This window comes from Streptococcus ratti FA-1 = DSM 20564 (assembly GCF_000286075.1).
Taxonomy (GTDB): Bacteria; Bacillota; Bacilli; order Lactobacillales; family Streptococcaceae; genus Streptococcus; species Streptococcus ratti.
In genome coordinates this window covers 732,751-754,055 of record NZ_AJTZ01000005.1, presented here as the reverse complement: position 1 = coordinate 754,055, position 21,305 = coordinate 732,751, and the positions used below count along the sequence as shown (strand labels likewise).

17 protein-coding genes, 3 tRNA genes, 1 other RNA gene and 2 pseudogenes are annotated in these 21,305 nt (G+C 41.5%); 17 read left to right on the top strand and 6 right to left on the bottom strand.

The features are described 5' to 3' along the window. Positions 1–57: 57 nt before the first annotated feature. The 5 genes from SRA_RS05620 to nt5e all read left to right on the top strand — a co-directional run bounded on the left by SRA_RS05620 (position 58) and on the right by nt5e (position 6,376). Positions 58–909, top strand: coding sequence for a transporter substrate-binding domain-containing protein (locus SRA_RS05620; RefSeq protein WP_003088574.1), 852 nt, complete (start codon positions 58–60; stop codon positions 907–909). A gap of 458 nt (positions 910–1,367) precedes the next feature. Beyond that, positions 1,368–2,021, top strand: coding sequence for an amino acid ABC transporter permease (locus SRA_RS05615; protein WP_003088571.1), 654 nt, complete (start codon positions 1,368–1,370; stop codon positions 2,019–2,021). A 22-nt stretch (positions 2,022–2,043) separates the two neighbouring features. Further along, positions 2,044–2,697: a uracil-DNA glycosylase gene (locus SRA_RS05610; protein ID WP_003088569.1), complete on the top strand. Its 654-nt coding sequence runs from the start codon at positions 2,044–2,046 to the stop codon at positions 2,695–2,697. Between the two features lie 9 nt (positions 2,698–2,706). Beyond that, on the top strand, positions 2,707–3,975 hold the full coding sequence (locus tag SRA_RS05605) for a dihydroorotase (RefSeq protein WP_003088568.1): 1,269 nt from the start codon (positions 2,707–2,709) through the stop codon (positions 3,973–3,975). 130 nt (positions 3,976–4,105) lie between these two features. Beyond that, complete coding sequence (nt5e, locus tag SRA_RS05600; protein WP_003088565.1) at positions 4,106–6,376, top strand: cell surface ecto-5'-nucleotidase Nt5e; 2,271 nt, start codon at positions 4,106–4,108, stop codon at positions 6,374–6,376. Between the two features lie 181 nt (positions 6,377–6,557). Here the strand turns inward: nt5e and plsY are convergent, their stop codons facing one another. After that, complete coding sequence (gene plsY / locus SRA_RS05595; protein ID WP_003090956.1) at positions 6,558–7,202, bottom strand: glycerol-3-phosphate 1-O-acyltransferase PlsY; 645 nt, start codon at positions 7,200–7,202, stop codon at positions 6,558–6,560. A gap of 112 nt (positions 7,203–7,314) precedes the next feature. Here plsY and parE point away from each other — a divergent pair, with 112 nt between their 5' ends. From parE to SRA_RS05545, 10 genes and pseudogenes are all read left to right on the top strand, one after another. Continuing rightward, positions 7,315–9,264 (top strand): DNA topoisomerase IV subunit B, encoded by a 1,950-nt coding sequence (gene parE, locus SRA_RS05590; RefSeq protein WP_003088562.1) that lies wholly within the window; start codon positions 7,315–7,317, stop codon positions 9,262–9,264. A gap of 242 nt (positions 9,265–9,506) precedes the next feature. Further along, positions 9,507–11,972 carry a DNA topoisomerase IV subunit A gene (gene parC, locus SRA_RS05580; protein WP_003088558.1) on the top strand — a complete coding sequence of 822 codons (2,466 nt, stop codon included), beginning with the start codon at positions 9,507–9,509 and terminating at the stop codon, positions 11,970–11,972. A 324-nt stretch (positions 11,973–12,296) separates the two neighbouring features. Continuing rightward, entirely contained in the window at positions 12,297–13,322 is a 1,026-nt protein-coding gene (locus tag SRA_RS05575; RefSeq protein WP_003088556.1) for a branched-chain amino acid aminotransferase, read from the top strand. 66 nt (positions 13,323–13,388) lie between these two features. Next, positions 13,389–13,619, top strand: a complete 231-nt coding sequence (locus SRA_RS05570; protein WP_003088554.1) for a DUF2969 domain-containing protein — start codon at positions 13,389–13,391, stop codon at positions 13,617–13,619. Positions 13,620–13,678: 59 nt separating this feature from the next. After that, positions 13,679–13,759, top strand: a tRNA-Tyr gene (locus SRA_RS05565). A 142-nt stretch (positions 13,760–13,901) separates the two neighbouring features. After that, positions 13,902–13,973: transfer RNA gene (locus tag SRA_RS05560), tRNA-Gln, on the top strand. Between the two features lie 132 nt (positions 13,974–14,105). After that, positions 14,106–15,305 (top strand): 30S ribosomal protein S1, encoded by a 1,200-nt coding sequence (gene rpsA / locus SRA_RS05555; RefSeq protein ID WP_003088552.1) that lies wholly within the window; start codon positions 14,106–14,108, stop codon positions 15,303–15,305. A 182-nt stretch (positions 15,306–15,487) separates the two neighbouring features. Then, positions 15,488–15,766 (top strand): annotated as a pseudogene (locus SRA_RS05550) (ABC transporter ATP-binding protein); the annotation flags it as partial. 50 nt (positions 15,767–15,816) lie between these two features. Beyond that, positions 15,817–15,918 (top strand): ABC transporter ATP-binding protein/permease, encoded by a 102-nt coding sequence (locus SRA_RS09970; protein WP_126417936.1) that lies wholly within the window; start codon positions 15,817–15,819, stop codon positions 15,916–15,918. 82 nt (positions 15,919–16,000) lie between these two features. Continuing rightward, positions 16,001–16,072 (top strand) — tRNA-Arg (locus tag SRA_RS05545). A gap of 165 nt (positions 16,073–16,237) precedes the next feature. Here SRA_RS05545 and SRA_RS05540 read toward each other — a convergent pair. Continuing rightward, positions 16,238–16,849: a TVP38/TMEM64 family protein gene (locus SRA_RS05540; protein WP_003090979.1), complete on the bottom strand. Its 612-nt coding sequence runs from the start codon at positions 16,847–16,849 to the stop codon at positions 16,238–16,240. A gap of 80 nt (positions 16,850–16,929) precedes the next feature. Here SRA_RS05540 and ssrA point away from each other — a divergent pair. Both ssrA and SRA_RS05535 read left to right on the top strand, forming a co-directional pair. Next, positions 16,930–17,278, top strand: a transfer-messenger RNA (tmRNA) gene (gene ssrA, locus SRA_RS09965). 48 nt (positions 17,279–17,326) lie between these two features. Beyond that, positions 17,327–17,941: a DUF3862 domain-containing protein gene (locus SRA_RS05535; protein ID WP_003088544.1), complete on the top strand. Its 615-nt coding sequence runs from the start codon at positions 17,327–17,329 to the stop codon at positions 17,939–17,941. Positions 17,942–18,015: 74 nt separating this feature from the next. Here SRA_RS05535 and SRA_RS05530 read toward each other — a convergent pair whose 3' ends face one another. The 4 genes and pseudogenes from SRA_RS05530 to SRA_RS05515 form a co-directional block, all read right to left on the bottom strand. After that, positions 18,016–18,810: a hypothetical protein gene (locus SRA_RS05530; RefSeq protein WP_003088543.1), complete on the bottom strand. Its 795-nt coding sequence runs from the start codon at positions 18,808–18,810 to the stop codon at positions 18,016–18,018. A 9-nt stretch (positions 18,811–18,819) separates the two neighbouring features. Further along, positions 18,820–19,527, bottom strand: coding sequence for an ABC transporter ATP-binding protein (locus SRA_RS05525; RefSeq protein ID WP_003088541.1), 708 nt, complete (start codon positions 19,525–19,527; stop codon positions 18,820–18,822). After that, on the bottom strand, positions 19,524–19,895 hold the full coding sequence (locus tag SRA_RS05520; protein WP_003088540.1) for a GntR family transcriptional regulator: 372 nt from the start codon (positions 19,893–19,895) through the stop codon (positions 19,524–19,526). Before SRA_RS05520 ends, SRA_RS05525 begins: the two co-directional genes overlap by 4 nt. A gap of 142 nt (positions 19,896–20,037) precedes the next feature. Next, positions 20,038–21,154, bottom strand: a pseudogene (locus tag SRA_RS05515) (ISAs1 family transposase). Positions 21,155–21,305 lie beyond the last annotated feature (151 nt).

Below are 21,305 nucleotides of genomic sequence, written 5' to 3'. Positions count from 1 at the left end.
AAGTAAGCCTCTTCAGAATTACAAAAATATTGATTTCATTTAAGGAGAAAATACACAATGAAAAAGAAAATTTTCACTGCTTTGGGTCTCTTAATGGCAGCTGTCTTTCTAGCTGCCTGTTCCCAATCTTCAAGTTCTGGACAGAGGAATTGGGATAAGATTGAAAAGAGAGGGACTCTTAAAGTGGCTACTGCAGGAACGCTTTATCCGCAGTCTTATCACGATGACAATAATAAACTGACTGGTTATGATGTTGAGATTCTTAAAGAGATAGGAAAACGTTTAGGATTAAAGATCCAATTTACTGAAATGGGTGTCGATGGCATGCTGACAGCTGTCAAGAGCGGTCAAGTTGATATCGCCAATTTCTCTTTAGAGGATGGCAACAAGAATATCAGCAAATTTTTGAGGACGTCTCCCTACAAATATTCTTTTACATCAATGGTTGTTCGTTCTAAGGATGACTCAGGCATTCATTCTTGGTCAGATATCAAAGGGAAGAAAGCCGCTGGAGCAGCCAGCACTAATTATATGAAGATTGCTAAAAAATTAGGGGCAAAATTAGTTGTCTATGACAATGTAACCAATGATGTTTACATGAAAGATTTGGTTGATGGCCGCACAGATGTGATTATCAATGATTATTATCTGCAGAAAATGGCCGTTGCAGCAGTCAAGGATAAATATCCTGTCAAAATAAATAAGGGGATTTATGCTAACCCTTACAGCACAAGTTTCACACTGTCCTTGAAAAATAAAGTATTGCAAAAGAAAATTAATAAGGCTATGAAAGATATGCGCAAGGACGGAAGTCTTTCAAAACTATCTAAAAAATTCTTCCAAGGAGAAGATGTGACGAAAAAGCGCCAGAATAACTACAAGAAAATTGATATTTCTAAAATTGACTGAGAAAAGGAGAATGGGACAGAAATCAGTAATGCAAAGAATCTGATTTGATCGTCTCTCCGTACAGTTGGTTAGGGATTGATATGAACTATCGTTCATGGGATTAGATAACCTCCAACAGTTCCCCAAACTGTTGGAGCTATCACTTGTACAGTAAGGAATAGATCTGTCCAACCAAGCGCTGCGTCAAGAAATAATGACTATAAAAAATCGGGGTTGGGATTCTTTTGTCCCACTCCTTTTATTTTGTCTTTTTTTCTTAACTGGAATGCTGTTTGAAAATTTGTTACAATAGGTTTAATAAGCGTTAACGAATGCAATTAATACTTTTCAAAAATCAAACTCAGACGTTCTTGTCTTGATTTGATGAAGACAGTTCTGCTTGTGTCTGCGTCGCCTAGTCTGATTTTGATTTTCATTGAGTATAAGCACAGCTTTCGGCAGAAGGAAACTCCAAATTCATGTTTATTAATTTTCAGTTAATCGTCAAAAGTTTATTTTTTGTTTTGACGGGGATTCCATATACCTTAGGTATCTCGGTACTTAGCTTTCTGACAGGCTGTCTTTTGGGAATCATTATTTCTTTCCTGAGGATGTCTAAGAATTCTTGGTTCAGATCTTTTGCGCGGATATATATTTCTATTATGCGCGGCGTTCCTATGCTTGTTGTTTTATTTGTCCTTTATTTTGGTCTGCCTTATTTTGAGGTGCAGCTGCCTGCCTTACTCTGTGCTTATATTGGTTTTAGCACAGTCAGCGCTGCCTATATAGCCGAAATCTTTCGCTCTTCCATATCAGCAGTAGATAAGGGGCAATGGGAAGCAGCTAGGTCTCTTGGCCTGCCTGCCAAATCTATTTTAAAAAGTATTATTTTACCGCAAGCCTTTCGGATTGCCATTCCGCCTTTGGGAAATGTTATGCTGGATATGCTTAAGAGCTCTTCTTTAGCGGCTATGATTACAGTGCCGGATATCTTCCAAAATGCAAAAATTATCGGCGGCCGTGAGTATGACTACATGTCTATGTATATTCTGATTGCTTTTATTTATTGGCTGCTTTGCTTTTTATTTGAAATCTTTCAAAATCATTTAGAGGCAAAACTCAGTGTTTATTGATGAACTTAGTAAGGAGAAATGTATGGAACATTCCGCTTGGCATGATTTGATTAAGAGAGAACTGCCGGAAGGTTACTTTGCTCAGATTAATCATTTTATGAATGAAGTTTATGCGCAAGGTGTTATTTACCCGCCTAGAAACAAGGTCTTTAATGCCATTCAGACCACGCCTTTGGATAAGGTCAAGGTTGTCATTATTGGTCAGGATCCTTATCATGGACCCAATCAGGCGCAGGGATTATCTTTTTCTGTACCCGATCAAGTCCCTGCTCCGCCGTCTCTCCAAAATATTTTAAAGGAATTAGCAGATGATATAGGACAAAAACCAAGTCATGATTTGACCTCTTGGGCCAAGCAAGGTGTGCTTTTGCTCAATGCTAGTTTGACAGTTCCTGAACATCAGGCTAATGCCCATGCGAACGGAATCTGGGAGCCTTTTACAGATGCTGTCATTAAGGTTGTTAACCAGAAAGAGACACCTGTTGTCTTTATCCTTTGGGGCGGTTTTGCCCGTAAGAAGAAGGCACTTATTACTAACTCTATTCATCATATTATTGAGTCGCCGCATCCTAGCCCTTTGTCTGCTCATCGAGGATTTTTTGGCAGTAAACCTTTTTCGCGGACGAATGATTTTTTAATCAGTCAAGGTTTGGAACCTATTGATTGGCTTAAGTAAGGAGATATTATGTTATTAATTAAAAACGGTCGTGTTCTTGATCCTAAGTCTGGTCTTGATCAGCTAGCGGATGTCTTGCTTGATGGCAAAAAAGTCGTCAAGATTGCAGAAAATATTGAAGCTGCAGACGCTCAGGTTATTGATGCCAAAGGGCTTGTTGTAGCTCCCGGCTTAGTTGATGTCCACGTCCATTTTCGGGAACCCGGCCAGACCCATAAAGAAGATATTCATACGGGAGCTTTGGCAGCAGCAGCTGGCGGGGTAACGACAGTTGTCATGATGGCTAATACAACACCAACGATTTCTGATGTTGAGACCTTGACAGAAGTTTTGGAAAGTGCTGTTAAAGAAAAGATTAACATTAAGTCTGTAGCGACCATTACTAAAAATTTTGATGGTCAGCATTTGACTGACTTTGAAGCACTTCTAAAAGCAGGAGCCGTTGGTTTTTCAGATGACGGGATTCCTTTGACAAGCTCTAAGGTTGTTAAGGAAGCTCTGGATTTGGCTAAGAAAAATGATACCTTTATCAGTCTTCATGAAGAAGATCCAGAATTAAACGGTATTTTAGGCTTTAACGAAAAGATTGCCAAGGAGCATTTTAAAATCTGCGGAGCAACAGGTGTGGCTGAGTACAGCATGATTGCGCGTGATGTCATGATTGCTTATGACAGACAGGCTCATATTCATATTCAGCATCTGTCCAAAGCGGAGTCTGTCAAAGTGGTTGAATTTGCACAAAAACTGGGTGCTCAGGTAACAGCAGAAGCGGCACCGCAGCATTTCTCCAAGACTGAAAATCTTTTGTTAGAAAAAGGAGCTAATGCTAAGATGAATCCGCCGCTTCGTTTAGAATCAGACCGTCTTGCGGTTATTGAAGGGCTCAAATCAGGTGTTATTTCTGTCATTGCAACAGATCATGCTCCCCATCATGCGGATGAAAAAAATACAGCAGATGTTACCAAGGCACCATCAGGAATGACAGGTTTGGAAACATCTCTCTCATTGGGATTGACTTATTTGGTAGAGGCAGGGCATCTTAGTTTGATGGACTTTTTAGCTAAGATGACCATCAATCCAGCACAGCTTTATGATTTTGATGCAGGCTATTTAGCTGAAGGCGGACCGGCAGATCTTGTCATCTTTGCTGATAAAGAAGAGCGCTTGATTTCGGAAAATTTTGCGTCTAAGGCTGCCAATTCGCCTTTTATTGGGGAAACATTAAAAGGACAAGTCAAATATACAATCTGCGGCGGTCAAATTGTTTATCAAGCCTGAAAAATAGGATTAGGACAGTAAAGTCCGCCCCATTTTGACTGTACAGATGGATGATAGGATAAATTTTCAGGCCTTTCTAAAAATTTAGAAAAGAAAGATTACTATGCTATAACTTAACCGGAGGGATTGTATGAAAAGAAAAGCTTTACTTGTACCAACTTTGTTTTTATCAACTGCTCTTTTGTCTATGCATGCTTATGCAGATGAGACATCTGTGGCAGTTAACACTGACAGTGAACAGGTTCCGGCTGTCAGTGCCCAGACAGAACAGATACCAGACGAAAGCGTCCAGTCAAATGCTGTTACAACGGCAGTGTCTGAACTAGCAGAGCCAGACACTGCCAGTCAGCCGCAAACTTCAGTATCAAGTGTTTCAGAAGAAGCAGCTCAGCCAGCAGAAGAACTTACATCTTCTTCAGAACCAGCAAGGATTGCAGCTCCGGCTTCTGATTCTAGGGATGATGCGTCGGTAACGATTTTGCACACTAATGATATTCATGGGCGCTTTCTTGAAGACAGCGGCAGCGGTGTTATCGGTATGCCCAAATTAGCAGGTCTTGCCAATGATTCTCGGCAGCAAGGTACTACCTTGCTGTTAGATTCGGGAGATGCGACTCAAGGACTGCCCATTACCAATAACAGTCAGGGAACAGACGCGGTTGCCCTTATGAATGCTGCCGGTTATGATGCCATGACGGTTGGCAACCATGAGTTTGATTTTGGCTTGAATCAGCTGAAAACGCTGAGTCAGAAGATGACCTTTCCCATTATCAGCTCTAATATTTATGTCAATGGTGTACGGCTTTTTGAGGCTTCAACCGTTATTGACAAAAATAAAAAGATTGATGGGGATGAGTATGTGGTTATCGGTGTTACAACACCTGAAACAGCGACTAAAACTCATCCACGCAATGTTGTCGGTGTGACTTTTACTGATCCCATTACCGAGGTTAACAATGTTATTGCTCAGACTGAAGCACAGGCCAGAGCAGAAGGAAAATCCTATCAGAATTATATTATCCTAGCTCATCTGGGAGTTGATACAACAACAAAATCAGAATGGCGCGGAGACAGTCTGGCTCAGGCTTTGGCTAAGAATAGTTTGTTGGCTGGAAAAAATGTTATCGTTCTTGACGGGCACTCTCATACAGCTAAAACAGCCGTTTATGGCAATGTCATCTATAATCAGACTGGCAGCTACTTAAATAATGTCGGCCTTATCAAATTGAATTCAAAAGAAGTGCTGAGCAATGCCCTATTAAGTGCTGAGGATATAAGTTCAGTTCAGCCTGATCCGACCGTTCAGGCCATGGTAGACAAGATTGATGCTGCTTACAAGGCTGACAGCGCGACTGTCGTCATTCCTAACAGCCCTGTTGAACTCAACGGTGAACGGACAAATGTACGTGTCCGGGAGACTAATCTTGGCAATGCTGTCGCAGATGCTTTATTGGATTATGGACAGACAGGTTTTTCCCACAAATCTCATTTGGCCGTGACTAATGGCGGCGGTCTGCGGGAGACAATTGCTAGGAATAAGCCGGTTACAAAAGGGGATATTATTGCTGTTCTGCCTTTTGGCAACACCGTTTCGCAGATTGCCGTAAAAGGGCAGAGCATTAAAGACATGTTCCTTAAATCTTTAGGATCCATTTTACAAGTGGACAGTCAAGGGAATCCAGTTCTTGATGAAAACGCTCAGCCATTGATGGAACCAAGCGGCGGCTTTTTACAGGTCGCGGGAGCTAAAGTGTATTATGATACTAATCTGAAACCAGAAAAACGCATCCTTCATATTGATATCTTAGATCCAGAATCAAAGACTTATAAACCTTTGGACACAGCAGCAACTTACTATCTGGTAACCAATGATTTCCTAGCAGCAGGTGGAGATGGTTATACCATGCTGGGCGGCAGCCGCGAAGAAGGACCGTCTATGGATACTGTTTTTGCAGATTATTTGGCTAAGGCTGATTTGACGCAATACGCTGTCATTAATCCTAATTCTAGGCTTATTTCACTATCTTCGGTGAAAGACAGTGATGGTGATGGTTTCACAGACTTAGCCGAAGCCCTTGCAGGAACCTCTTTTAAAGATCCAAAGAGTTATCCAAATCAAGCAGCTGAGCAGTCGCATTCTAATTTACCGGAAAAGGAAAATCATACTGTTCCGATGGCTCTTTTACGCACCAGTGAACCTGTAAAACTTGCTGTCCGCTACCAAAGAAGCCAAAAAGCGGCCCTTTCTCATCCTGCCTATTCTTATCAGAATGGCTCTTATCGGCTCAGCAAGCGTCTGCCGCAGACTAATGGTCAAGAATCAGCCTTTGCTCTTTTAGCAGGTATTTCTTTAATGGGATATGGCCTGTACGGTATTGGCCGTAAGACTTATAGGAAATAGGCCATCTTATGGTAGTCTGCCTGAATCGTCTGGGATATTTTGCTGTTTATACTCTTTGAAAATCAAACTCAGACCTTGTTGCCTTGATTTGATGAAGGCAGTTCTGTCTGCATCTGTGTCGCCTAGTCTGGTTTTGATTTTTACTGAGTATTAGCGTATTTTACCAAATAAAAAAAGAAGGTTACTCAGCCTTCTTTTTTTGATGGGTCAGATTTAACCCCCAAGGGACTAAATTTTCATTTTTTTCTTTGATACGGATCATATTATCCTTGTGGCGGACAATGATAATTCCTGCAATCAGAATAATAATTCCGGTGAAGAGCCAGTCATAAAATGGTATGAGAAAATGAAAGGCCGGAAAAATTAAAGCGCTGATGATAGCAGCAGCAGCAGCTGTAACACTGGCCAGAGAAATCATGCTGGATAAATAGAGAACAACTGTAAAAATAATTAAGAGATAAAGAAGGAACAGCGGTGCTAAGCCAAGCAGAATTCCTGCACTGGTTGCGACGGCCTTGCCGCCTTTAAATCCGGCAAAGATGGGAAAAGTATGTCCCAAGATGGCAAAAAAGCCAAAGAGCAGCGGAGTTACACCGCTGACTCCAAAAATCATTGGCAGTACCGTAGCCAAAGTTCCTTTTAGCATATCAATGATAAAGGTTACAGAACCCGCTTTGGGACCAAGAACACGAAATGTGTTGGTTGTCCCCATGTTGCCGCTGCCGTAGTCTCTTAGATTTTTTCCGTAAAAATACTTGCCAATCCATAGTCCGGTAGGGATAGAACCCAGTAAGTAGGCAATAATTAAAAACATAATGACTTTCATAAAAACATTATATCAAATCATTTTGGGAAAATCTCTTGATTTTCAAAAATAACTTTGCAAAATTTCCAAAAAACTTGTAAGATAAAAAAGATGAAATAATCGGAGGTCAGTTTTGGCTAAAAAAGAAATTACAATTACTAATTACAATGATGATGCCATTCAGGTATTAGAAGGGTTAGATGCTGTCCGTAAGCGGCCGGGAATGTACATCGGCTCAACTGACGGCACGGGCTTACACCACTTGGTATGGGAAATTGTTGACAATGCAGTCGATGAAGCCCTGTCAGGGTTTGGTGAGCGTATTGATGTGACTATTAATAAAGATGGTTCCCTGTCAGTTGCTGACAGCGGCCGCGGGATGCCGACAGGAATGCATGCCATGGGGATTCCTACCGTTGAAGTCATTTTTACCGTGCTGCATGCGGGCGGTAAATTTGGTCAGGGCGGCTACAAGACATCCGGCGGTCTGCACGGTGTCGGCTCATCGGTTGTTAATGCCTTATCCAGCTGGTTAGAAGTTGAAATTACCAGAGACGGCACTGTCTATAAGCAGCGTTTTGAAAACGGCGGCAAGCCGGCAACAACCTTGAAGAAGATTGGAACAGCGCCAAAATCTAAAAGCGGCACCAAAGTCACTTTTATGCCGGATGCAAGTATCTTTTCAACGACCAATTTTGTTTATAATACGATTGCCGAGCGTCTTAATGAGTCGGCTTTCCTGCTCAAAAATGTGACGCTGACATTGACCGATGAGCGGCCGGAAGAAGCCCTGCATGCGGAGTTTCATTATGAAAACGGTGTTCAGGACTTTGTTGAGTATCTCAATGAAGACAAGGAAACACTGACACCGGTTATTTACTTTGAAGGCGAAGAGTCCGATTTTCAGGTAGAAGTTGCTCTGCAGTACAATGATGGGTTTTCAGATAATATCCTTTCTTTTGTCAATAACGTTCGGACCAAGGACGGAGGAACCCATGAAACGGGCTTGAAATCTGCCATTACCAAGGCTATGAATGATTACGCCAGAAAGACCGGTCTGCTGAAAGAAAAAGATAAAAATTTAGAAGGTTCGGATTATCGTGAAGGCCTGTCTGCAGTCCTGTCCATTTTGGTTCCGGAGGAGCATCTGCAGTTTGAAGGACAGACCAAGGATAAATTGGGCAGTCCTTTGGCTCGTCCTATTGTTGACAGTTTGGTGTCTGATAAGCTAACCTTCTTTCTCATGGAAAATGGCGAGCTGGCTTCCAATCTTGTCCGTAAGGCCATTAAAGCCAGAGATGCCAGAGAAGCTGCCCGTAAAGCCAGAGATGAGAGCCGCAATGGCAAGAAAAATAAAAAAGATAAGGGGCTGCTGTCAGGGAAACTAACGCCTGCTCAGTCCAAGAATCCCAAGAAAAATGAACTGTATCTGGTCGAAGGAGACTCTGCCGGCGGCTCAGCCAAACAAGGACGGGACCGGAAGTTTCAGGCTATTTTGCCTTTGCGCGGGAAAGTGCTCAATACCGCCAAAGCTAAGATGGCAGATATTATTAAAAATGAAGAAATCAATACCATGATTTATACCATTGGTGCCGGCGTCGGGGCTGATTTTAAAGTTGACGATTCCAATTATGATAAAATCATTATTATGACCGATGCTGATACGGACGGTGCCCATATCCAGACCTTACTTTTAACCTTCTTTTACCGCTATATGCGACCTTTGGTTGAAGCAGGCCATGTCTATATTGCTCTGCCACCGCTCTACAAGATGTCTAAAGGCAGGGGAGCTAAAGAAGTAGTTGAATACGCATGGACCGATCAAGAGCTTGAAGACCTGCGCAGGAAATTCGGCAAGGGTGCTGTCCTTCAGCGCTACAAAGGTTTGGGTGAAATGAATGCCGACCAGCTCTGGGAAACCACCATGAATCCTGACAGCCGCACCCTTATTCGTGTTACCATTGAAGATTTGGCGCGTGCCGAACGCCGCGTCTCCGTTCTCATGGGCGACAAGGTCGAACCCCGCCGTAAGTGGATTGAGGATAATGTTAAGTTTACCTTGGAAGAACAGACGGTGTTTTGATTGAGTACTTTTCATTAGACGATTTAGCGTCAATGAAAAGATGCTTGCCGCTAGGGCGAACAAGCTAACTCACTCACTAGCTCGAAAACGAAATATTATTGATTTCGTTTTCGAGCGTCGTAGGAGGGAAAATAGAGACTTTGGCTCCATTTTTAGCCATGAAACCGTAGGTTTGCTGGTGTCCGCATCACCCAAAGCAACTATTAAAAAGAAAAACGAAAAATTTTGTAAGGACAACGATTATGTCTAATATTCAAAACATGTCCCTTGAGGACATCATGGGAGAGCGTTTTGGTCGCTACTCCAAATACATCATTCAGGAACGGGCGCTGCCTGATATTCGTGATGGGCTGAAGCCTGTTCAGCGCCGCATTCTTTATTCCATGAATAAGGATGGCAATACGCATGACAAAGGCTTTCGTAAGTCTGCTAAATCTGTCGGTAATGTCATGGGTAATTTTCACCCGCATGGCGACAGTTCGATTTATGATGCCATGGTACGGATGAGTCAGGACTGGAAAAACCGTGAAACTTTGATTGAAATGCACGGGAACAACGGTTCTATGGACGGCGACCCGCCAGCTGCCATGCGTTATACCGAAGCCCGTCTGTCTGAAATTGCAGGCTATCTGCTTCAGGATATTGACAAAAACACCGTTCCTTGGGCATGGAACTTTGATGATACCGAGAAAGAACCGACTGTACTGCCGGCAGCTTTTCCCAATCTCCTCGTCAATGGAGCGACAGGCATTTCAGCAGGTTATGCGACTGATATTCCACCCCATAATTTAGCTGAGGTTATTGATGCTGTTGTCTACATGATTGACCATCCCAAGGCAAAACTGGACAAGCTCATGGAATTCCTGCCTGGTCCGGATTTTCCGACGGGAGCTATCATTCAGGGCAAAGACGAAATCCGCAAAGCATACGAAACCGGCAAAGGACGCGTAGCTGTCCGTTCGCGTACGGAGGTCGAGAACCTCAAAGGCGGTAAAAAACAGATTGTCGTAAGGGAAATCCCTTATGAGGTTAACAAGGCCATTCTGGTTAAAAAGATTGACGACATCCGTATTAATAACAAGGTACCTGGCATTGCTGAAGTGCGCGATGAGTCTGACCGTGATGGTCTGCGCATTGCTATTGAGCTCAAAAAAGATGCTGATGAAGAGATTATTTTGAACTATCTTTTCAAATATACGGATCTGCAGATCAATTATAACTTTAACATGGTGGCTATTGATAATTATACACCGCGGCAGGTGGGCATTATTCCTATGCTATCCAGCTACATTGCTCACCGTAAGGACATTATTGTGGCGCGGTCTAAATTTGACAAGGAAAAGGCGGAAAAGCGTCTGCACATCGTTGAGGGGCTTATCAGGGTCTTGTCTATCTTGGATGAGGTCATCGCTCTTATCCGTGCATCTGAGAATAAGGCTGATGCCAAGGAAAACCTCAAAATCAGCTACGACTTTACCGAGGAGCAGGCCGAAGCTATTGTGACTTTGCAGCTTTATCGCTTAACCAATACCGATATTGTTACCTTGGAAGAAGAAGATGCAGCGCTGCGTGAACAAATCACCACCTTATCTGCTATCATTGGTGATGAACGCACCATGTACAATGTCATGAAGCGCGAGCTGCGTGAAGTTAAAAAGAAATTTTCCAGCCCGCGTTTGACAGAACTGCAGGCTAAGGCACAGGCGATAGAGATTGATACAGCCAGCCTTATTGTTGAGGAAGAAACCTTTGTCAGTGTTACTCGCGGCGGTTATATTAAGCGCACCAGTCCGCGTTCTTTCAATGCCTCAACAGTTGAAGAGCTAGGCAAACGCGACGATGATGAAGCTATCTTTATTAGGAATGCCAAGACAACTCAAAGCTTGCTTTTATTTACCAACTTGGGCAATGTCATTTATCGGCCTGTTCATGAACTGGCTGATATTCGCTGGAAGGAAATCGGTGAACATCTCAGTCAGACTGTTACTAATTTTGCTACGGACGAAGAAATTCTCTATGTTGACTTAGTGGATCATTTCGAAGAAGGCACTTATTATGCTGCTACCCGTCTGGGACAAATCAAGCGTTTCGAGCGCAAAGATTTGACGCCATGGCGCAGCTATAAAACAAAATCAGTCAAGTATGCCAAATTAAAAAGCGATGATGATCGAATCGCTGCCGTCTCTCCAATCAGATTAGATGATGTCATGCTGGTTACCGGCAAGGGCTACGCTCTGCGCTTCAACATTGAAGAAGTACCGATTGTAGGCCCTAAAGCTGCAGGTGTTAAGGCTGTCAATCTCAAAGATGGCGATTATTTGGCCAGCGCTTTTATTGCTAATACGGACAGCATTTACATCCTGACTCAGCGAGGCAGCTTAAAGCGGATGGTCATCAGTCTTATTCCGGTTACCAGCCGGGCTAAAAGAGGTCTGCAGGTACTGCGTGAACTTAAGAGCAAGCCGCATCGTGTCTTTGCGGCCGGACCGGTGTTTTCAGAGACAGAAGCCGAAGAGCTGGACTTGTTTACAACAGCAGATTTTAGTGATAGGCAGGCAGAAATACTTGAGGTTAAATCCCAGACTTTGGCGGCCTATGAAGTTAATCTAGCTGAGCTGTCTCTGTCTGAACGCACCAGCAACGGCAGTTTCATTTCAGATACGATTTCAGATGAAGGTGTTCTTTCTGCCAGAATAAAATCATACTAAAACATGTCTTTGATGATTTCATGAACCGGAAGCTGATAAAATGCTCAATAAAAAAGATAATTCTCTAGGTTATTAGTCCGAACGGAGATTGGAATCTTCAAAATAATGATTAAAAGGCCAAGCGGTAAATGTGATTTGACTGCTTGGCTTTTATTATGTGGCTTTAAGTCCGTCACGCATCCTTTGGTGCGTGACAAATCATGACCACCCGTTTGACGGTGGTTATTTTTTAAGGAATTTTCAGAATTTTACGAAAAAATACTTGAAAATTTTAGGGAAAAGCGTACAATAGAAAAAGAATAAAGGAAGAAAGAGGATTTTAACATGACAGTAGATTTAGACTGGGAAAACCTTGGATTTGAATATCACAAACTTCCATTTCGTTACATCTCTTATTATAAAGATGGCAAGTGGGACGAAGGGCAATTGACAGAAGACGCTACTCTCCATATTTCAGAAAGCTCACCGGCTCTTCATTACGGTCAGCAGGCCTTTGAAGGACTCAAAGCCTATCGCACCAAAGACGGTTCTGTGCAATTGTTCCGTCCTAACATGAATGCTGAGCGTCTGCAGCGAACAGCAGACCGTCTCTTAATGCCTCAGGTACCAACTGATAAATTTGTTGACGCTGTTAAGCAGGTAGTTCGCGCTAATGATGATTATGTACCGCCATATGGTACTGGTGCCACACTTTATCTGCGTCCATTGCTGATTGGTGTTGGTGATGTTATCGGTGTTCATCCGGCAAATGAATACATTTTTACAGTTTTTGCAATGCCGGTTGGCAACTATTTTAAGGGCGGATTGGCACCGACGAATTTCTTGATTCAGGATGATTACGACCGTGCAGCTCCGCATGGAACGGGTGCAGCCAAGGTTGGCGGGAACTATGCAGCCAGTCTCTTGCCAGGAAAGGTTGCTCAGGATCACAAGTTTTCAGATGTTATTTACCTTGATCCAGCCACTCATACTAAGATTGAAGAAGTGGGCTCAGCAAACTTTTTTGGTATTACAAAAGATAATGAATTTATCACACCGCTCAGTCCGTCTATTCTGCCATCAATCACTAAATACTCCCTTCTTTATCTGGCTAAGGAACGTTTCGGCATGAAAGCCATTGAAGGCGATGTTAAAATTGATGACTTGGATAAATTTGTTGAAGCTGGTGCCTGCGGTACAGCGGCTGTTATCTCGCCAATCGGCGGTGTTCAGTACGGTGATGATTTCCATGTTTTTTACAGTGAAACAGAAGTAGGACCTGTTACGCGTAAGCTTTATGATGAATTGACAGGCATCCAGTTCGGTGATGTTGAAGCGCCGGAAGGATGGATTTACAAGGTCAATGACTAAAAAGAAAAAATTTGCTTGCTCTTGCAAGCTTTTCTTTTTTTGTGTAAAATATTTGAGAGGTAAATTATGCGTAAAAAAGATAAGAAAATCGAAATCCAAATCAGTGATGCTCAGGTTGAAGTAAACGGTGCTCAGCTGCCAGGCTATCAGCTGACAATCGGCAAAAAAGTTATCGGCGAAATCGCTGAAATTGATGAAAAATATGCAGCTGTTAAAAATGGTGACGTTGCAGATTTTCATAAAAATTTAGAAGTCGCTGTGGAAGCTATTATTGAGGCTTATAATTTGAATAACTAAACTAAGAAAAGGCTTGATTTTAACATGATATTATGATAAACTAGTCTTTAGTTCTCGCTGGAAGGGTAGCGAAGAGGCTAAACGCGGCGGACTGTAAATCCGCTCCTTCGGGTTCGGGGGTTCGAATCCCTCCCCTTCCATTGTTAAGATACAAAGAGCGTAAAGCGCCCAGTCAAAATAGGAAGGCGATAGAAAATCCTGATTTTCTAACCGGCTTATCTTTTTTGGCCCAGCGCTTAGCTCGTGTTCAATTGCACTATTGTTATCTTAACTATCAATCCTTGGGGTATAGCCAAGCGGTAAGGCAAGGGACTTTGACTCCCTCATGCGCTGGTTCGAATCCAGCTACCCCAGTCAGAGGTATTAGACTAAGTCTAAGGCCGTCAGAGATATGCGCCTTGTTGTTTGTCCTTGCGGGTTACCTTGTGAAAATATATTGTTATCAAGAAATAAGATGCCTTATTTCTTGTCGGAGGTTTTTTTAGAATGAATGAATTTGAAGATTTGCTAAACAGTGTTAGTGAAGTAAATCCAGGTGATGTTGTTACTGCAGAAGTTTTAACTGTAGATGGTGAACAAGCAAACCTTGTTATTGATGGAACAGGTGTTGAAGCTGTATTGACACTTCGTGAACTGACTAATGATCGCAATGCTGATATTAACGATTTAGTGAAAGCGGGCGATAAAGTTGAAGTGCTTGTTCTTCGTCAGGTTGTCGGAAAAGATACAGATACAGTGACTTTCCTTGTTTCTAAAAAACGCCTAGAAGCTCGCAAAGCTTGGGACAAACTTGTTGGCCGCGAAGGCGAAGTTGTGACTGTCAAGGGAACTCGTGCTGTTAAAGGCGGACTTTCAGTTGAGTTTGAAGGATTGCGCGGTTTTATTCCAGCATCAATGATTGATACACGGTTCGTACGCAATACAGAAAAATTTGTCGGTCAAGAGTTTGAAGCTAAGATCAAAGAAGTTGATCCTGCAGAAAATCGCTTCATCCTTTCACGCCGCGATGTTGTTGAGGCAGCAGCAGAAGAAGCTCGCAAAGAAGTCTTCTCAAAACTTGCTGTTGGCGATATTGTTACTGGTACTGTTGCTCGTTTGACAAGCTTTGGTGCTTTCATTGATCTTGGCGGAGTTGACGGTTTGGTACACGTTACTGAACTATCACATGAGCGCAATGTGTCACCAAAATCAGTTGTAACAGTTGGTGAAGAAATTCAGGTTAAAGTTCTGGCCATTGATGAAGAAGCAGGTCGTGTGTCACTTTCTCTTAAGGCGACAACTCCTGGACCATGGGATGGTGTTGAACAAAAACTTGCTGCAGGCGATGTTATCGAAGGCAAGGTAAAACGTTTGACAGACTTCGGTGCTTTTGTTGAAGTTCTTCCAGGTATTGATGGCTTGGTTCACATTTCACAAATTTCGCACAAACGTGTTGAAAATCCAAAAGATGTTCTTTCAGTCGGTCAAGATGTAACTGTCAAAGTTCTTGATGTTAATACAGCTGATGAACGTGTATCGCTTTCAATCAAAGCTCTTGAAGAGCGTCCAGCTCAAGATGAAAACAGCGGAGAAAAACGTCAGTCACGTCCTCGCCGTCCAAAACGTCAGGAAAAACAAGATTATGAGCTCCCAGAAACACAAACTGGATTCTCGATGGCTGATTTGTTTGGTGATATTGAGTTATAAAAAATGAAAAAATTACGTCAACCCCTAGATCATTTGGTCAGGGGTTGCTTTTATCAATCAAGATACTGATTCAATCCCGTTTGGCTGGTAGTTTATCTGAAATAGACGGGCAAGGGTTTGTTTTTTGTTGATTTTAAGTTTTTAATTGCTATGGACTAGATCTTTTCATTAGAGGAGGATATATGTTTAAATCTCTTATTGCTGAGATTAAAGATTATAAAAAGCCTTCAATTTTAGCCTCTGCCTTTATGGCCTTTGAAGTTATTTTTGAAATTTCTATTCCTTTTGTCATGGCCTATCTCTTAAATGATGGCGTTAAGTCATCAAATATGGGCAATATCTTGAAGTTTGGTTCTTTAATGCTGCTCTGTGCTTTTTTATCTTTGTTTTGCGGAATTCAGTCTGCCAAATATGGAGCCAAAGCATCTGCCGGTTCTGCTAAAAATCTGCGCAAGGCTTTGTTATTGCTCACCGTCTGTTAGCCATTGTGAATTCCGATGTCATTATGGTTATGGACCATGGACGTATTATTGAGAGCGGCAATCATAAAGAATTGATGAAGCAAAGAGGCACCTACTATCGTCTCTATACAGGTGTCTTGGAGCTGGACTAAAAACATTGGTAGTTATCCCTAAAATAATTTTGTCAAATATGCAGCCAAATTGATAAAACTATGGTATAATTATTAGTGTTGTCCACCTTTAGTGTAATGGATATCACGTAAGATTCCGGTTCTTGAGATGGGGGTTCGATTCCCTCAAGGTGGATTTTAAAAAAATGGGCAACAAAAAAGAGAGCCAGACAGAAAAGCAATTCTTCGAATGATTGCTTTTCTGTCTGGCTCTCTTTTGCGCATGTGATAATTTTAGAAAAGTATGAAGTAGAGAGGAAGTGCTGTTTATGACAACCCGCACTTTTTCACATTTTTTCTATTATTTAAAAAAATGTTCCAGGAGCTTGCTGCCATAAATCCAAAAATAGCTGTATGAAATGATGGATAAAGGTTTAGCAATTACAATAATCGTTGTAAATCGTTTGAGGGTCATGTCAGTCAAACCGGTAATCATGACCATAACATCAGCTGGGGAAACAGGCGACAGCATACAAAAAATAAACAGCTTTTCATAGGTTTCGCTTTCTAGCTTTGCCTCATATTTATCAAAAGTTTCCCTTTTCATAAATAGCAGAATAAACTTGCGGCCAAACCATTTAACCAAAAGAAAAAGCAAAATACTGCCAATAATAATGCCAATGTAGTTTAAAATGAAACCAAGCCAGACATCGAAAATCAGAAATCCGGCAACAGTAGTAACGCCGCCCGGAATAACAGGAAAAACAATTTGAAAAATCTGAACGAGTATAAAAATTAAAGGTCCCAGCACTCTATGGCGGTGAACCAGATCTTTTAAGGCATTGCTATCATTTAAAATGCCTAATTTATAGAACCAGATGACTAGAATGACAGAAGCAATTAAGGCTAAAATTCCTAAAATCTGGATAGTCTTTTGGAGTATCAGGTAGTGCCTGCTTAATTTCATTTTCATACTATTATGATAACATATTAGGGTATTTTTTTGCTATTTTTTCTGTATTTTGCTATACTATTTTCGTAGAATAATGCTTTGGGGTCGTTACGGATTCGACAGGCATTGTGCGGCTTATTTTGCGACTCATCGGCAGATGTAAAAATGCCAGTTAAATATAACTGCAAAAAATACAAATTCTTACGCAGTAGCTGCCTAAAAACCAGCCTGCGTGACTTCCACGAGATTGCTTGTGTTTCGGCGGAAGTCTTATGATTAGCAAGCTACGTTTAACTATTGTCTGGCTGGTTAAAAAGAGAACTACAGACTCGCTGAGGAAAGATTTGAGCTATGTATCGTTTCTTAGTTAAATCAAGACATAGCCTATGGTTGTAGACAAATAAGCTGGCAGGTGTTTGGACGTGGGTTCGACTCCCACCGGCTCCATAAACTAAAACGCATAGGCGTTTTTTTGGTTAAAGGGAAAGTTGGACTATTATGAAATATTTAGGAAAACTGCTGCAGGCAGGAGCGGCTGGCATATGCTGCCTTTTGCTGCTAGGCTGTCAGGCTAAAGAGTCTCAGCCAAAGAATGCCAAGCCTTCTGATCAGGCATCGCTGATGAAAACAGAAAACGCAGACTTTCGTTTAAACTTTAATAAGATTAAAGTTTCTGAGGACAGGACTGCTTTTACAGGCGGGACAAATCTGGAAGCGTTAAAAGAGCTGCTGGGTGAGCCTGTTAAACATGAGCAAAAACCGGCAGGGGATGTTACTTTGGACAGCTATACTTGGGAAAAAAACGGCGCAGCAATCGTCGTTCATCTTTATCAGAACAGTACGGTAGCACGTTCTATTACCAACTTTTCCTTTAAGCGCAAGGCAAAAATCTCGAGGTCCGATTTTCAAAAATTGCAGACCAATGCCAGCTACAAGCAAATCATTGAACAGCTAGGTGAGCCTGATGTTTTGTCTCAGTCTGTATCATCAGATAAGTCAGAAATTCAGGCTGTCTGGACCAGCGGTTTAGAGACAAAATCTGAGTCAGCAGCTATTCAACTGTATTTTGAAAATAATCTTTTGAAAAACAAATCTCAAAATGGATTAAACTAATAACTAAAAGGAGACTGGTCGTTCCAGCCTCCTTTAGTCTTGTTCCAGACAAAATTTGCTAATGCGGTTTATTTTTATTGGATATTCAATTTATTTTTGATGATGTAGTGTGTCCCAAAGTAGAAAATAATACCGTAGATAATGGTAACAATGATATTTAAAAACAGATAATAATGATCATCATAATTATTGCTTAAGAACAGGAAATTCAGACCACCTTCCGCACCGGCTGTAAGATAGGATAAAAAGCTGCGGATAAGGTTGATAACAAAATAAAAAGCAAAAGCAAGCAAACCGCGGTAATCCTGAAACAGCTGTCCTAAAGAAATGGCAAAGTAAATTTCTAAAATACTGGTGAAAATTCCTGCGATTAAAAGAAAGGCAAGCAGGCCAAATTTTAAGGAGAAAAAGAGCTCCTTAGCAGAATTTATCAGATCTGACAGTTCAGAAGGCTGTACTCGATGGAGAGCCGGAAAGGCTAATAGGAAGACACTGATAATGAAAATCATGCCGCTGCAGACATTCCAAATAAAACCGGTCAGTAATTTAGCCAAAATTGTTTTGTGCGTTGATACCGGCAGGGTTAAGGTCAGATAGCCTTCTCTGCCGAAAATATTATTATAAAAGCGGCGAATAATAATTAATAGGGTGGCAATAAAAATAGCAATAAAAACAGCTGCCAGTGAGCTTGATAAAGCAAAAAGCAGAATATCCTGCGTGTTTGAATTAAAAATAGTCTCCTTGTGAATTCCAATATTATGACGGAACCAAAGTCCCAGACCTAAAGAAATAAAAATAGCTAATCCATATAAACCGAAAAACCAAGCTCCGACTGATTTAAATTCATATTTTAATAATTTTCCAAACATGGCATCCTCCTAAGCTCTGAATCGTTCTCTAAAGATTTGATCGATAGACTGTGCGTATTTCTCACGTAAATCATCAACAGTCTCCTGTAAGACAATCTTTCCTTGATTGATAAAAATGACTTCATCCAAAATTTGTTCAATATCAGCAATCAAGTGTGTTGAGATGAGAACAGAAGCATCTTCTGAGTAATTATTAACGATTGTCCTTAAGATATATTCACGGGCAGCAGGGTCAACACCACCGATGGGTTCATCCAGAATATAAAGCTGTGCTTTGCGGCTCATAACAAGAATCAGCTGTACCTTTTCTTTGTTTCCTTTAGAAAGATTTTTTAATTTTTCATCCTGACCAATAGCCAAATCGTCCAGCAACTGTTCAGCTTTTTGCCTGTCGAAGTCACTGTAAAAGTCTTCAAACAGCCGCAAAATATCTCTGACCCGCATTTTATCATTGAGATAGCTCGTATCAGGAAGGTAGGAAATCATTGATTTTGTTTCAGGACAGGGTCTTAGGCCGTTAACCACGATTTCGCCTGCAGTCGGCTGTAAGAGTCCGTTGGCCAGTTTAATCAGTGTTGTCTTGCCGCTTCCGTTTGGTCCCAGCAAGCCAATAATTTTTCCTTTTGGCAGCTTGAAAGAAATATCATCAAGGGCAGCTTTTTTTCCGAATTTTTTGGTAACATGATGCAGTTGCAGCAGGGGCAGTTGTTCTGTCATTGCGACTCTCCTTTAATATATTGATCTAATACTGTTACTAGCTTATCTTTACTAAAACCAAATTGGGTCATCTTGTCAATAAAGCTCTTAAGCTCTGTCTGTGCCAGTTTATGCCGTTCCTCTTCAATCAGCTGTAAATCTTCTGTGACAAAACGTCCAGAAGTTCTGACCGAAAAAACCATATTTTCCTGTTCTAACGATGTAAAAGCACGCTGCATGGTATTGGGATTAACACCGGCTTCTTCGGCTAGATCTCTGACAGTGGGCAGCTGTTGGCCGGGCTTTATTTCCTGACTGATAATCTGCATTTTAATGTGATTAGCAATCTGAAGATAGATAGGCGATTTTTCATCAAATTTCCAAGCCATCTTTTCTCCCTTCTAAATGTGTAATTGTGTTATATATATAATACAATTATAAAAAAATAATGTCAAGAGGTTAATTCACAGGCCACGACAAACGCATGAGACGCTCCAATTCATTTTCTGAACGATAGAACCCTTTTTTAACTTAGAGTAGGCGGCTTAGATACTTGTCAAAGGACAAACTAAGGACATATTTCTTATGCCTCATACTCATTTTCTTTCCTGTATCTAGTCGCTTCAATACAGCTAAACAAAATTTATCCATCACATTCAAATTAAAAGCTAAGTGCTTGTTTAGCGTCTTATTGGCATCCTCACGAAAAACAACATCCAATAACCAGTGCATACTTTCTATCTGCCAATGCCCTCTAACATAAGCACACAATTCCTGAGCACTGACCTGGCAACTCAGAATAAAGTAGCGACTCTCTTTGCTTTCTTGTCCATTCTTTGTTATCTGAATACGAGCTCGACCTATACTCTGAATATGTCCCCAATCCGGATGAACTTTTCTCAGCCAACCGACATCGTGGAGGACATCATACTGTCTGACCTCGATTTGACCGTGGGCTTTTTCAACGGTTTCGTAAGTATCATCCCGCCTAGAATCCAACTCAAAATAGGGACGAATATCCTCTAATAGTCCCTTCTGATTCTCTTTAACAGCCAAACAGTAGTCGCCTTTTTTCTGGATAATCTTTTCCGCAATGGCCTTTTGAGTTCCTATAGCATCTATACTAATCAGGCAACCTTTGATAGAAATCATATCTAGTAAGACGGGGAACGCTGTGATTTCGTTGCTCTTCTCATCAGTCGCCACTTGACCGTAGGCTATCCCTAAGTCTGTCGCATAAGCTGTGACAATATGCAAGGCTTTCTGGGTTTGACTGGCGTTGCCTCGGACAGTTTTGCCATCAATCGCAACCAACCGTTTCGAAAAGGTTGTAAAAGTCTTGGCAGAGAGATCAGCCTCCTCTAAAAATGTTAGCCCACATCTGCGTAACTTCTACAAGAACCTGTGGGTCTAATGTCGCGAAAACACGCTGAAGCGTATCGTGTGATGGGATGCCATTTTCTAAACTAAGAACAGTCCGTAAGGAGCTTTCGTAGGCATTGCCAAAGGCTTCAATCTCATCCCAGTACTCTGCGCCTGATAAACGAGCGAAGAATATTAAGAGAACAATGTCTGATAACAAATGTTTGATTTTCCAGGGCTCCCTGACATCTCTAACTTCTACCAAAAAACGAATCATCTCATTCATAACTACGACCTCCACTACTATTATAACGGAAGTCCTTTATCTCGTTTATGAAATTAATTTCTGAAAACGATATTTTCTTCATGCGTTTGTCGTGTTCACAGGCATACAGCAGCGCTCAAAAATTAAGACTTTCCAGCAGTCATCTTATCTA

Coding starts and splice junctions, on each gene's coding strand:
- SRA_RS05620 (WP_003088574.1), top strand. CDS start 58: ATGAAAAAGAAAATTTTCACTGCTTTGGGTCTCTTAATGGCAGCTGTC.
- SRA_RS05615 (WP_003088571.1), top strand. CDS start 1,368: ATGTTTATTAATTTTCAGTTAATCGTCAAAAGTTTATTTTTTGTTTTG.
- SRA_RS05610 (WP_003088569.1), top strand. CDS start 2,044: ATGGAACATTCCGCTTGGCATGATTTGATTAAGAGAGAACTGCCGGAA.
- SRA_RS05605 (WP_003088568.1), top strand. CDS start 2,707: ATGTTATTAATTAAAAACGGTCGTGTTCTTGATCCTAAGTCTGGTCTT.
- nt5e (WP_003088565.1), top strand. CDS start 4,106: ATGAAAAGAAAAGCTTTACTTGTACCAACTTTGTTTTTATCAACTGCT.
- plsY (WP_003090956.1), bottom strand. CDS start 7,202: ATGAAAGTCATTATGTTTTTAATTATTGCCTACTTACTGGGTTCTATC.
- parC (WP_003088558.1), top strand. CDS start 9,507: ATGTCTAATATTCAAAACATGTCCCTTGAGGACATCATGGGAGAGCGT.
- SRA_RS05575 (WP_003088556.1), top strand. CDS start 12,297: ATGACAGTAGATTTAGACTGGGAAAACCTTGGATTTGAATATCACAAA.
- SRA_RS05570 (WP_003088554.1), top strand. CDS start 13,389: ATGCGTAAAAAAGATAAGAAAATCGAAATCCAAATCAGTGATGCTCAG.
- rpsA (WP_003088552.1), top strand. CDS start 14,106: ATGAATGAATTTGAAGATTTGCTAAACAGTGTTAGTGAAGTAAATCCA.
- SRA_RS09970 (WP_126417936.1), top strand. CDS start 15,817: ATGGACCATGGACGTATTATTGAGAGCGGCAATCATAAAGAATTGATG.
- SRA_RS05540 (WP_003090979.1), bottom strand. CDS start 16,849: ATGAAAATGAAATTAAGCAGGCACTACCTGATACTCCAAAAGACTATC.
- SRA_RS05535 (WP_003088544.1), top strand. CDS start 17,327: ATGAAATATTTAGGAAAACTGCTGCAGGCAGGAGCGGCTGGCATATGC.
- SRA_RS05530 (WP_003088543.1), bottom strand. CDS start 18,810: ATGTTTGGAAAATTATTAAAATATGAATTTAAATCAGTCGGAGCTTGG.
- SRA_RS05525 (WP_003088541.1), bottom strand. CDS start 19,527: ATGACAGAACAACTGCCCCTGCTGCAACTGCATCATGTTACCAAAAAA.
- SRA_RS05520 (WP_003088540.1), bottom strand. CDS start 19,895: ATGGCTTGGAAATTTGATGAAAAATCGCCTATCTATCTTCAGATTGCT.